The organism is Myroides sp. C6-3 (assembly GCF_050522425.1).
Lineage (GTDB): Bacteria > Bacteroidota > Bacteroidia > Flavobacteriales > Flavobacteriaceae > Flavobacterium.
This window is the reverse complement of the sequence record NZ_JBMVQP010000002.1, coordinates 106,105-118,109: the sequence shown is the minus strand read 5'-3', so window position 1 is coordinate 118,109 and position 12,005 is coordinate 106,105. Positions and strand designations below refer to the sequence as shown.

The 12,005-nt window shown below is 36.8% G+C and carries 11 protein-coding genes; 4 read left to right on the top strand and 7 right to left on the bottom strand.

The features are described 5' to 3' along the window. Positions 1-32: 32 nt before the first annotated feature. From ACPDG9_RS01600 to ACPDG9_RS01580, 5 genes are read right to left on the bottom strand one after another with little or no spacing between them, the layout of a single operon-like run. The gene (locus ACPDG9_RS01600; protein ID WP_430526089.1) at positions 33-851 is read right to left on the bottom strand and encodes a TPM domain-containing protein; all 819 of its coding nucleotides are present in this window, start codon (positions 849-851) and stop codon (positions 33-35) included. Positions 852-857: 6 nt separating this feature from the next. Then, positions 858-1,298, bottom strand: coding sequence for a TPM domain-containing protein (locus tag ACPDG9_RS01595; RefSeq protein ID WP_430526132.1), 441 nt, complete (start codon positions 1,296-1,298; stop codon positions 858-860). 6 nt (positions 1,299-1,304) lie between these two features. After that, positions 1,305-1,889: a LemA family protein gene (locus ACPDG9_RS01590; protein WP_430526088.1), complete on the bottom strand. Its 585-nt coding sequence runs from the start codon at positions 1,887-1,889 to the stop codon at positions 1,305-1,307. 14 nt (positions 1,890-1,903) lie between these two features. Continuing rightward, positions 1,904-2,233, bottom strand: a complete 330-nt coding sequence (locus ACPDG9_RS01585) for a MerR family transcriptional regulator (protein WP_430526087.1) — start codon at positions 2,231-2,233, stop codon at positions 1,904-1,906. Continuing rightward, positions 2,233-3,210 carry a M23 family metallopeptidase gene (locus ACPDG9_RS01580; protein ID WP_430526086.1) on the bottom strand — a complete coding sequence of 326 codons (978 nt, stop codon included), beginning with the start codon at positions 3,208-3,210 and terminating at the stop codon, positions 2,233-2,235. The genes ACPDG9_RS01585 and ACPDG9_RS01580 overlap by 1 nt, the downstream gene beginning before the upstream one ends. Before the next feature lie 219 nt (positions 3,211-3,429). On the opposite strand from ACPDG9_RS01580, the gene alaS reads away from it, so the two are divergent. The 3 genes from alaS (at position 3,430) to ACPDG9_RS01565 (ending at position 7,731) form a co-directional block, all read left to right on the top strand. After that, positions 3,430-6,066, top strand: a complete 2,637-nt coding sequence (gene alaS / locus ACPDG9_RS01575; RefSeq protein ID WP_430526085.1) for an alanine--tRNA ligase — start codon at positions 3,430-3,432, stop codon at positions 6,064-6,066. Positions 6,067-6,127: 61 nt separating this feature from the next. Continuing rightward, complete coding sequence (locus ACPDG9_RS01570) at positions 6,128-7,084, top strand: GSCFA domain-containing protein (RefSeq protein ID WP_430526084.1); 957 nt, start codon at positions 6,128-6,130, stop codon at positions 7,082-7,084. 14 nt (positions 7,085-7,098) lie between these two features. After that, entirely contained in the window at positions 7,099-7,731 is a 633-nt protein-coding gene (locus tag ACPDG9_RS01565; RefSeq protein WP_430526083.1) for a DUF4230 domain-containing protein, read from the top strand. On the opposite strand, the gene ACPDG9_RS01560 is transcribed toward ACPDG9_RS01565, so the two are convergent. After that, positions 7,732-9,480, bottom strand: a complete 1,749-nt coding sequence (locus ACPDG9_RS01560) for an aromatic amino acid hydroxylase (RefSeq protein ID WP_430526082.1) — start codon at positions 9,478-9,480, stop codon at positions 7,732-7,734. Between the two features lie 345 nt (positions 9,481-9,825). Here ACPDG9_RS01560 and ACPDG9_RS01555 point away from each other — a divergent pair, with 345 nt between their 5' ends. After that, entirely contained in the window at positions 9,826-11,025 is a 1,200-nt protein-coding gene (locus tag ACPDG9_RS01555) for a hypothetical protein (protein ID WP_430526081.1), read from the top strand. 414 nt (positions 11,026-11,439) lie between these two features. On the opposite strand, the gene ACPDG9_RS01550 is transcribed toward ACPDG9_RS01555, so the two are convergent. Beyond that, a complete protein-coding gene (locus tag ACPDG9_RS01550) occupies positions 11,440-12,000 on the bottom strand; it encodes a DUF4136 domain-containing protein (RefSeq protein WP_430526080.1) in 561 nt (186 codons plus the stop codon). Positions 12,001-12,005: the final 5 nt, after the last annotated feature.

Below are 12,005 nucleotides of genomic sequence, written 5' to 3'. Positions count from 1 at the left end.
TCAAACAACCGCTTTTTTTATCATGTATGGAATTACCAGCTTCCACTAGATCCACCCCCAGAGAAACCTCCGCCCCCGAAGCCACCGCCAAAACCGCCGCCGCCTCCGAAGCTTCCTCCTCCGCCAAAGCCACCTCCACCTGAGCTTCTGCCTAGGTTGCTGAGTATGACCATGCTGGTTAGATCATCTAAGAAGCCGCGATGACTAGAATTGCCACCGGAACCTCCATTGTTGTTTTTATTTTTGAATAAAATCGTCCCAATAATTAAAGCAAGAATGACGAAAACGCAAAGTAATCCACCGATTTCATTATCTCCATCCATACGAGCATCCGATTGATACGTTCCCGCGAGCATTTCTGTGATCCCGGTCACCCCTTCATTTAATCCAGCGTAGTAATCTCCTTTCTTGAATTCCGGAATGATTCGATTGCGTATCAATTCTCCCCCTTGTCCTGCTGTTATTTGAACTTCTGCACCATAACCTGGATAGATGCCAATTTGTCTTTCCTGTGCTGCAAGCAAGATTAATACCCCATTGCCTTTGTCTTTCTGTCCAATACCCCAGGTTTGCCCCCATTTAGGACCTAAAATACCAATACTCTCCCCTTGCAAAGAAGGAATCGTAATCACGACAATTTGCGTTGAGGTTTCCTTGCTGTAAGCAACTAGCCTTTGTTCTAAGGCCGTGCTTTGTTGACTACTTAGAATTTGAGCGTAATCATAAACAGACGTTTGCTCGCTTTTCTTAGGTTTATCGGGAATAGTAAATTGCGCATAATTGATTTGCGAACAAAGGAAAATGAAAGCAAATACTACAAATGATAAGACGTTGTTTCTTCGTTTTTGCATGTTGAGTTAAGCTTTTGATATTTCGTTTGATAGTTCATTTTTACTTTCCCCTTGAGAAGGAAAATTTACTTTTAGTTGACTACCTGCTTTGAGTATGCCGTAAATCAAACCTTGTTTGTATAACCCCTGTTTAAAGTGGTTAATGACAAGCTCTTTAGTGCCTTCCCAAAATTGTTCTGCTTTTACACGTTGATCAATTCCCTTGTCTCCCAAGATAACAAAAGCTTTAGATTTTAAACAGATATAAAACAGAACGCCATTAGCATGCGTGGTTTTATCCATAGCTAATTCAAAAAAAACTTCTTGAGCTCTCGTATAAGGCTCTTTGGTTGACGTTGTCTCGATGTGAACGCGAATCTCTCCTGTCGTGTTCTTCTCCGCTTGCGCAATGGCTTCTATAATTTCCTGTTCATCCGAAGGACTTAGAAATTGACGAATTAGTTGCATCATCAATTAGAATTTTACTTTAGGCGCTTGTTCTGCTCCAGCTTCTGCTTTAAAGAAAGGCTTTTCAGCATAACCACTTAAAAAGAATTTATTCGGTACTTTTAAAATGTAACCGTTGTACCCTTGTACGGCTTCATTAAAACGAGAACGTTGAGTGAAGATCTGATTTTCTGTGCTCGCCAATTCATCTTGTAGTTTTAAGAAGTTTTGGTTGGCTTTTAAATCAGGGTATTTTTCAACAGTAACCAATAAACGACCTAATGCACTAGAAACACCTGATTGTGATTGTTGGAAATTAGCTAATTGTGATTCTGTCATATTTGTTGGATCAATAGAAACAGAAGTTGCTTTTGCTCTAGCGCTTACAACAGCTTCTAATGTGGATTTTTCAAAATCGGCAGCCCCTTTTACCGTTTCAACTAAGTTTCCAATAAGGTCGTTTCTTCGTTGATAGGCACCTTCTACATCCGCCCATGATTTGTCAACGGCTTGTTTGTAACCTAAGGCAGTGTTTTGATAATTCATCGATAATAAAAAGTATCCACCAATAAGGACAACTAATACGATGATGATAGGTAAGACTTTTTTCATTTGTTTCTTTTTTTTTAGAGTTCGTTTTTAATATTTATTAAGGTTTCTTTTATGTATTCCAATTTTTTGATAATCTCTAGGTTGTCAACGGCTTCTTTCGGCTTCAGCTTTAATTGATCCTTCGCGCCATCTAAGGTAAAACCTCGCTCTTTCACCAAGTGATAAATGAGCTCAAAGTTCTTGACATCCTGTTGGGAGAACATGCGATTGCCTTTCGCATTTTTTTTAGGTTTAATAATGTCAAATTCTTTTTCCCAAAAGCGGATCAAAGACGTATTGACGTCAAAAGCTTTGGCTAATTCGCCAATGCTGTAGTATCTCTTTTCAGGTAAATTAACTTTCATTAGTCTAAAGATTGATTTTCGTGGTTCGCTTCTTGTAATAATAACTCAAATTCTTTGGCTGAAATATCGCCATAGTAATAATTCAACGGATTAACAGGATTGCCTTTGTAGTGCACCTCGTAGTGTAAGTGTGGACCGGAGCTTCGGCCAGTACTACCCGCATAACCAATAATATCTCCTCTTTTTACCGTTTGTCCCTCCTTGACATTGTACTTGCTTAAGTGTGCGTAACGCGTTTGATATCCATAACCGTGTTCTACTTCAATTAAATTACCATAGCCGGACAGCTGATTATTTGCTCTAGTTACTCTTCCATCTCCCGTTGCGTAAATCGGAGTTCCGATGTTAACGGAGAAATCCATTCCTGAGTGAAACTTTTTGATCTTTGTAAAAGGGTCACTTCGGTATCCATAACCAGATGCCATGTGTTTTAAACTTTCGTTTTTTACTGGTTGAATAGCCGGAATGGCTGATAAAAGTTTCTCCTTCCCTTTGGCCAGGTTGATGATATCATCTAAAGAACGCGATTGTATTGCCGTTTGTTTGGCAATGATGTCTATTTTTTCGGTCGTTAAACGAAGAAGCTTTTCATTTTGTAAATTTTTAAACTCCTTGTACCGGTTTAATCCCCCTAATCCCGCTTTGCGTTGTTCTTCTGGAATAGGAGCCGTATTGAAATAGGCTCTGTATATTTCGTTATCTCTCGCTTCTAATTCATCCAATACTTCCGCTATTAGATCAATTTTTTTGTTGAGTAAGGTATAATTGGTCTTAAATTCGGCAACTTCTCTTTCCAATGTTTTTTCTTTAGGTGTGGCTAGAATATTCGAGTTGATTAAGATAAATAAACCCAATAAACCAAATGCCGCCGCAGATAGCATGAATAACAATACGTTTACGATTCGCTTCGAAGATTTGGGACGTATTCTGTGAAACGCTAACTTTTCAGAATCGTAATAATATTTTACCTTAGCCATAATTTAAAAAACACTATTTTTGCACTAATTTTGTAAACACCTTGAATTGATTTTAAAAGGCATTAAACAACAAATTTAAACAATGTTTTGGTTTAATGTTGGATTAAAGGTCAAATGGAAATAAAAAATTAACACATTTTGTTTCTAAACGAGGTTTTTTTTAAAAAACAAATAGTTCGATATTTAGATGTTGAATAAAAAATATTAGTTTCCGAAAATATGAAATCACAAGAAATTCGTCAGAAGTTTTTAAACTTTTTTGAAGAAAAAGGACATTTAATTGTTCCTTCCGCACCGATTGTTTTGAAAGACGATCCGACTTTAATGTTTAACAACTCTGGGATGGCCCAGTTTAAAGAATATTTTTTAGGAAACGCCACACCGAAAAGCAAGCGTATTGCAGATACTCAAAAATGTTTACGCGTTTCTGGAAAGCACAACGATTTAGAGGATGTGGGGTTTGATACATATCACCACACCATGTTTGAAATGTTGGGTAACTGGTCATTTGGTGATTACTTTAAAAAAGAAGCAATCGCTTGGGCATGGGAGTTCTTAACGGATGTGTTGAAATTAGAAAAAGATCGTTTATATGTTTCTGTTTTTGAGGGTAACCCATCGGAAAACGTACCTTTTGATCAAGAAGCTTTTGATCTTTGGAAGCAATATGTATCTGAAGATCGCATCATCTTAGGAAATAAAAAAGATAATTTCTGGGAGATGGGAGATCAAGGGCCTTGTGGACCTTGTTCTGAAATTCACATTGACTTGCGCACTGATGCGGAAAGAGCCGCTGTTTCTGGTTTTTCTTTGGTTAATGCGGATCACCCACAAGTAGTGGAGATTTGGAATAACGTATTCATGGAATTCAACCGCAAAGCAGATGGATCTTTGGAAAAATTACCTGCACAACACGTAGATACGGGAATGGGCTTTGAGCGTTTGTGTATGGCTATGCAAGGGGTGACTTCTAATTATGATACGGATGTATTCACACCGTTGATCCGAAAAGTAGAAGAAATTACAGGATTAAAGTATACGGATAATACCGTAAAAGATATAACTGAACAACAAAATAAAGTAAATATTGCGATTCGTGTTGTTGTAGATCACGTACGTGCTGTTGCTTTTGCTATTGCAGACGGACAGTTGCCATCAAACAATGGCGCTGGGTATGTAATCCGACGTATTTTGCGTCGTGCGATTCGCTACGGATTTACCTTTTTAGGAACAAAAGAACCTTTTATTTATCAATTGGTTGAGGTGCTATCGGTACAGATGGGGGCTTTCTTCCCAGAAATTGTATCTCAAAAAACACTAGTTGAGAACGTAATCAAAGAAGAAGAGGCATCGTTCTTGCGTACCTTGGAACAAGGGTTGCATTTGTTGGATCAAGTAATTGAGAAAACGAATGGAAAAGTTGTAGACGGTGCAAAAGCTTTTGAATTATACGATACTTTCGGATTTCCAATTGACTTAACAGCGTTAATTCTTAGAGAAAAAGGATTCGAATTAGATGAGAAAGGATTCGAAGCAGCAATGAATGAGCAAAAAACGCGCTCAAGAGCTGCTTCAGAGGTTTCTACAGATGATTGGACGGTATTGATAGGTGGAAATGTAGAGCAATTTGTTGGATATGATCAGTTGGAAAATCAAGTCAAAATCACGCGTTATAGAAAAGTAGATAGCAAGAAGGACGGAAAATTATTCCAGTTAGTGCTTGATGCTACACCATTCTATCCAGAAGGAGGAGGACAAGTAGGAGATTGTGGTGCAATTGTATCTGCTAATGAATCTGTTCAAGTGATTGATACCAAAAAAGAAAATAATTTAATTTTACATATTGTAAAAACCTTACCGGCTAATGTAGAGGGAACATTTACGGCAAAAGTAGATGTAGAAGCGCGCAAGCAATCGATGGCAAACCACTCGGCTACCCACTTATTGCACCAAGCATTACGTACGATTTTAGGTACACATGTGGAGCAAAAGGGATCTTTAGTGTCGCCAACGCATTTGCGTTTTGACTTCTCGCATTTCTCAAAAGTAACAGAAGAGGAGTTACAGGCAGTTGAAGAATTTGTAAATGCTCGTATTCACGAACAATTACCACTAATCGAAAGACGTAGCATTCCTTTTGCACAAGCGGTAGCTGAAGGGGCAATGGCTTTGTTTGGTGAGAAATATGGCGATGAGGTACGCGCGATTCGATTTGGTGAGAGTATGGAGCTTTGTGGAGGAACTCACGTGCAAAATACAGCCGATATTTGGCAGTTTAAGATTGTTAGTGAAGGAGCTGTGGCAGCGGGTATTCGCCGTATTGAAGCTATTACAAATAAAGCAGCAAGAGCGTTCTATACAGAACAAGAGAATACATTAAAAGAGCTAAAGACGGTATTGAAAAATCCTCAAGATACCTTGAAAGCAGTAGTTTCTCTTCAGGATGAAAATGCTAAACTTAAAAAACAAGTAGAGCAATTGTTGAAAGAGAAAGCAAAGAATTTGAAAGGTGAGCTCAAAGCGCAAATTCAAATGATTAATGAAGTAGCTTTCTTAGCGGTTGAGGTTGATTTAGATGCAAATGGAGCAAAAGACTTAGCTTATGAACTAGGAAGCGAGTTGACTAATCTCTATGTGGTATTGGGATCTAATGCAAATGACAAACCAATGCTGACCTGTTATGTTTCCAAAGAAATAGTAGAAACAAAGGGATTGAATGCAGGGCAAATTGTTCGCGAATTAGGAAAATACATCCAAGGAGGTGGAGGAGGACAAGCGTTCTTCGCTACTGCAGGAGGTAAAAATCCAGAGGGAATGAAAGAGGCAATCAGTCACGCTATTGATTATTTAAACTAATTTAGATGTATAAAAAGATTCCTATTCGTAGGAATCTTTTTTCTTTAATAAGCTATTGGATATGAATTTTAGTACCGTTGTACCTTTAATGCATACTGGAAAAAAGATCACGTATGACGACAAAATTTTGTGTTTAGGTTCGTGTTTCGCTGTCAATATGGGAGAAAAGTTTCAAACGTATCAATTTCAACAGATGAGTAATCCTTTTGGGATTTTATTTCATCCAAAGGCGATTGAAAAAGTTGTTGAGTATGCAGTGAAAGGGTATGAATTTACTGAGGCGGATGTTTTTGAACACCAAGAAATATGGAGCTGTTTTGCAGCGCATTCTGATTTAAATGAATTGGAACAAGAAGATATTGTAACGAAATTAAACGTAAAACTATTTGATTTACAATTGGCGTTAAAGGAAAGTAGTTTCATAACGCTCACTTTTGGTACAGCATGGGTCTATGTATTCAAGGAAACAGGCGAAATAGTTGCCAATTGCCATAAAATTCCCAACACCCAATTCGAAAAGCGATTGCTTTCTTACGAAGAGGTTATAGCGAGTTATACTGCTATTGTGCAGCTGATTCGTTCAGTTAATGTGGAAGCACAAATTTGGTGTTCTATATCGCCTGTGCGACATACAAAAGATGGATTTACAGCCAATCAACGCAGTAAAAGTATCTTATGTGGTGCTTTACATCAAGCCTTAGATGAGTTACAAGATGCGAATGTAAGCTATATTCCCGTATACGAAATCGTCATGGACGAGTTGCGCGATTATCGATTTTATAAAGCAGATTTGATTCATCCAAATGAAATTGCCATTCAGTATATTTGGGAGCGTTTTGCAGCACATTATATCGATGAGTCTATGTATGGAGTAATGAAGAAAGTCGATGAGGTACAGAAAGGATTAAATCATCGTCCGTTTAATCCAACCGCAGAGCAACATCTGAAGTTTTTAGATACGTTGATTGAAAAAATCGACGACTTATTAGAGCAGTATCCTTTTATGAATTTTAGATAATTCGCTATAGAGTTATGAGAACAATCTTTAAAGTGATCTTTTCTTTTTTTATCGCACTATTCTTTATGTTTATGGGAGTAGTAGTCTATCAATACACCTTTGGTAAATCGAAGAGTACAGTCGAGTACAATTCGAATTTGATCCAGGAACAAGTAAAAAACGTGAGTAAATTGATTGTGACTGAAGCGAATTATACCCAAGTGATGACCTATGAAGACCAGCAAAAGTATTTATTGAATTTAGTTTCTTTTACAAAGAAGGCCGTGGTAATTGTCAATGCGAAGGCGATGGTTGAGTACGATTTGACACAATTGCAATACCAAATCGATGAAGAACACAAGGTTGTTCAATTGGTACATATTCCTGAGCCAGAGATCCATATCTATCCCGATTATAAGCTGTATGATGTAGAAACGAGTACGTTTAATCCTTTTACAGGTGCGGATTACAATAAAATCAATGCAAAAATTAAGGAAGATTTACAAAAGAAGATTGAAGCTTCTACTTTAAAATCAAACGCAGAGAATCGCTTGATGAGTGAGTTGGGTAAGCTGTTGGTCGTAACTAACATGTTAGGATGGACGTTAGAATACCAAGGAAATACCATAAAAAAAGAAAGTGACTTATTCGTCACTTTCCCTTTGTAATTATGCTTGTTGTATAATAGCTACACCATCTTGAATTAAATGGGCAACTTTTGGGCGATCTACTTTAAGTTGTTCTAATCGCTGCATGGCCTTTTGGAATAAAGCTTCCTCTTGGTTGCTTTTTGATAGCTCTAGAATTTCTACAGTCAACAACCAATCGGTTGGATAGTGTTGAATTAATGCATCTAGAATGGCATGTAAGTCCGCTGTTTTGCTTTCTTCGCGCATCAAACGCACGGTTTGATATAACCCTTCTAATTTAATTTTATTTTCATCGCGCACTGCTTTGATTGTTTTTGATGAAGGTACGTGATTCACTAGATCAAAACTTCTGTAATCTGCCGGACCTGAGAAAGCCGAAATTACTTCTGCACCAACAGCCATGTCATACGTACCCCATTCCGGTTGGAATAGTACCGTATCACCGTGTTGAACCGTACAGTCTTTAAAGCTGATCAAAATAATTTTTCCGTGAATATTTCTAATTCCTGTGATGATCGTACCTGAAACAGTGATTCCGCCTTTAAACTCCAAAGTAACGGGTTTCCCTTCGGATATATTGTACGCTTTTAAGTCTCGTGGACTCATGTCTTCAATGGCTAGATTAATACCTTTTAAACAACCCAAAGCCGTACCAAAGCCATGAGGATGTGTTTGGATTCCATGCCCAACTAATTCCTTTTCTCTATAGGATAAAGCCGTCGCTCCTGTCGTTTGTACATAAACAGGTTTGCCATTATGATCAAGTACATGAGTAAAGTGACCAGAAATTTGAATGCCTGTATTTAGCTCTATTGTACCTAGTGCTTTTGAACCAATTAATTTTTGAATTCCCTCTAAGCCACCTTTGCGCAGAGCCATTTTGTTGGCAAAGTTTTCTAACACTTCACTTAAATAAGCAAAATCCGGCGTTACATAGAGTTGAGGTTGAGGTTTGGTAATATCAAACCCTTGGTTTGCTGCTTCTAGGGTATAAGGAAGTTTCTCGACGTTATCGGTCATACACCAAGCACTTTCTCCAATCGAAGATAATAAACCAGCTCCATAGATCTTAGGATTGTCTACTGTTCCGATTAAGCCGTATTCTACCGTCCACCAATGTAAATTTCGAATTAAAGCCATTTCTGAAGGAGCTGTAGTGATCGCTTGTAAGCGATCTACCTCGTCTTCTGCTTTTTTAATATCCGCTTCAGCTACACCTTCTGCTTCTTTTAAGATGGACAACAAGCGAATGGCTTCGTAAATTTCGTAATCATGAGCAGAAGAAATTGCTTTACAGCCGATTTCACCAAAGCGTCTCAAGTATTCCGCATATTCTGGGTTAGCAATAATCGGTGCATGACCAGCTCCTTCGTGAATAATATCCGGAGCAGGTGTGTATTCTATATTTTCTAATTGTCTGATATCAGAGGCAATTACCAATACTTTATAGGCTTGAAACTCCATAAAGGCATTAGGGGGGATGAAACCATCTACAGCTACTGCAGCCCAACCAATTTCCTTTAAAATTCTATTCATCCCATACATACTCGGAATAGACTCGATAGAGATTCCCGTCTTGTTTAATCCTTCTAAATAGGAGTCGTGTGCAACTTTCGATAGATAATCGACGTTTTTGCGCATAACATATCGCCATACCGCTTGGTTTATCGGGGTGTAATCCTCATAGTCTTGAGGCTTGATAAATTGTTTTAAATGAGGCGGTAAGCGGTCTATTAGTTCATTACTTTCGTATTCTTTTGCGTCCATAGTATTCAAATAGTAGTTTGGTTGCGGTAAATATAAGGAAAAAGATGAATGAATAAAAAGCTCTTATTTTTTGAAGTGAATAGTATATAATAATGAAAAAAGGTTGTGTTTAATAGAAGTGTGAAATGTTAAAATGGTGATTTAATATTTTTAAGGTTAAATATTTTTTTATAATGCAATTTTAATGTTAATTATTTCGATCAGTTGTCGGGTATATTATATAAGATTTGTTTTATACTTTAGAATGTTAGGGAACATTAAAGATAATATTAACTTATTTTTTTTTTAGTTTCAAAAATGTTTTTATATTGCAACACAATTATTAACTAATTAAAGCAAATATTTATGAAAAAATTATTTATGTTTTTGGCTGTAGCGGGCTTGGCTACATTCGGAGCTTCTTGTAGCAGTGATGATAGCAAAGGCGGAGATGAGGTAAAACAACTTACAATCTCTTCTGATGCAAAAGACAACACTGTAGAAGAAGGAACTAGTGTTAAGTTTACTGCTAAAGTTGACGGGAAAGAAGAAGCTGGAGCTGCATTTTATGTAGACGGTACTAAAGTAACTAACCCTTATAAGTTTGACAAAAAAGGAACTTATAAAGTAGTTGCTAAAAAAGATAAGTTTAAAGACAGTGAAGCTTTAACTATCACAGTTAAAGAGACTGGAACTCCACCAGTTGAAAAAAGAACATTAGTTTTAACAGCTACTCCTTTAGAAGTAACTAAAGGAGGGAATGTTACATTCACAGTAAAAGATGACAAAGGTGACACTGTAGCAGGTGCTGTAATTAAAAAAGCAGACGGAACTGTAGTTACTTCTCCTTGGAAATCTGACGCTGTTGGAACAGTTATATTTACGGCTACTAAAGACGACTACATCGCTAGTAATGAGGTTTCTGTAGTTGTTAAAGAAGAAGCAGCTTTAGGAAATAATCAAGTATCATTTGAAGGAGTATTACATGATGTTAATATTTCAGTATATGAATTAGCAGTTAGAACTTGGAATGCAGGAACTGAAAATGCTTTCCAAGGGCCTGGAATCTACAATTTCCCTGGTGGAGGATATGCATATTTATACTATGTAAATATATATGACTTTGATGGTTCTGCAATTGGAAACCAAGGTTGGGTAGCAGTTTTAGTTAAAAATCCTACTATTACTGTTGAAGGTGATACAATTACAAACTTAGGAGAGATGGTTTATCCAGGAGCAAATGCTAATACTAAAGCAATGAATGGATTTTTCCTTTTAGGTGAAGATCAATTAGTTATCGAAAATGGAGATGTTGAAACTTTTGCAGTTACTCAAATTGAATTTAATGAAGAAGGTGAAGGAACATCTAAGTTTAATTTAGTTGCTTCAGTTGAGGGTTCTGCATTAAAACTTAATTTCGATGGTCCAGCGGTTTTTGATTTATATGATACAGAAGCGCAAGGAAATGGTGCACAAGCTAGCGCTAGAGGAATCAAATCTAACAGATCTGCTGCTAAAGCTGCTGTAGCTAGTAAAGGACTTAAATTTTCTGCAGTTAAGAAATAATTTAAAACTTATAACAAAAAAAAGAGCGACTTAGTCGCTCTTTTTTTTGTTATAATAATAATGAAATAGCCTTCAAAATAACTGTTGTTAATAGAACTGTGACAGGGAAGTTTCAAAAACTAAGGTTAAAGAAAAAAATTTTATCTTTATGTATTCTCAGTTTCTTTTCTCTACAATTTTTGTATTAATTCGCTTATTAAAATGCATAGAATAGAGTTTAATTTTGTCGAAATCCTTTGCTTTGGCTGTTATAACCAGGGTAATTTTATACTATATTAAATTTTAACTAGTTAAATTTATAAGCTTGTGTGCTTTTTAAAAGGATAAAAAATAAAAGGAATATTTTTTCTTTAATAAAAAAACGAACCTAACAAAAATGTTAGATTCGTTTTCTATGAATTTGTTGTTAATAAATTATTCCTTCACTTGAGGAGGATACGTACTCAAGATCTTCTGTACAAACCCCTGAATCTTCGCCTCTTTCTTTTCTGGTGTATTGGCATTGTCAATATAGCCTGTTCCAATTCCTTGCCAGATTAAAGCCTTTTTGTTTGTATCGATGAAATCGATGTACAATTTCCCTTCAATTGAAGTAGATACTGTTGTTGTAGGTGTTCCCCAATAAGGTGCATATCCCCAACCGTAATATCCGTATCTTGAGTAGAAGTAGTCGTTATTGGTTGTAACATTTACTTGCTGTTGTGATTTAGTGAAGATATTCACTAATAGCTGAGGATTACTATCCGTTTTAGTAAAGCCTTTCGCTGCCATCTCTTGGTCAATTGCGTTTAGAATGCGCTTCTTGTCCAAGTCATTTAATTTTACGTTGTCAATTCCCTCTTTGAAAAAAGCATAGGTTTGATAGGATGTAAAATTCGTGTTTTTGTCGTAATCAGCAGAAACACGCACACTACTACAAGAGGCTGAAAAAATACTAACAGCCGCAAGAATGAGAAATTTAGATACTGTTTTCATCGCTT

Bases quoted from the DNA above. Each gene is read 5' to 3' on its own strand.
- ACPDG9_RS01600 (WP_430526089.1), bottom strand. From the start codon at position 851: ATGCAAAAACGAAGAAACAACGTCTTATCATTTGTAGTATTTGCTTTC.
- ACPDG9_RS01595 (WP_430526132.1), bottom strand. From the start codon at position 1,298: ATGCAACTAATTCGTCAATTTCTAAGTCCTTCGGATGAACAGGAAATT.
- ACPDG9_RS01590 (WP_430526088.1), bottom strand. From the start codon at position 1,889: ATGAAAAAAGTCTTACCTATCATCATCGTATTAGTTGTCCTTATTGGT.
- ACPDG9_RS01585 (WP_430526087.1), bottom strand. From the start codon at position 2,233: ATGAAAGTTAATTTACCTGAAAAGAGATACTACAGCATTGGCGAATTA.
- ACPDG9_RS01580 (WP_430526086.1), bottom strand. From the start codon at position 3,210: ATGGCTAAGGTAAAATATTATTACGATTCTGAAAAGTTAGCGTTTCAC.
- alaS (WP_430526085.1), top strand. From the start codon at position 3,430: ATGAAATCACAAGAAATTCGTCAGAAGTTTTTAAACTTTTTTGAAGAA.
- ACPDG9_RS01570 (WP_430526084.1), top strand. From the start codon at position 6,128: ATGAATTTTAGTACCGTTGTACCTTTAATGCATACTGGAAAAAAGATC.
- ACPDG9_RS01565 (WP_430526083.1), top strand. From the start codon at position 7,099: ATGAGAACAATCTTTAAAGTGATCTTTTCTTTTTTTATCGCACTATTC.
- ACPDG9_RS01560 (WP_430526082.1), bottom strand. From the start codon at position 9,480: ATGGACGCAAAAGAATACGAAAGTAATGAACTAATAGACCGCTTACCG.
- ACPDG9_RS01555 (WP_430526081.1), top strand. From the start codon at position 9,826: ATGAAAAAATTATTTATGTTTTTGGCTGTAGCGGGCTTGGCTACATTC.
- ACPDG9_RS01550 (WP_430526080.1), bottom strand. From the start codon at position 12,000: ATGAAAACAGTATCTAAATTTCTCATTCTTGCGGCTGTTAGTATTTTT.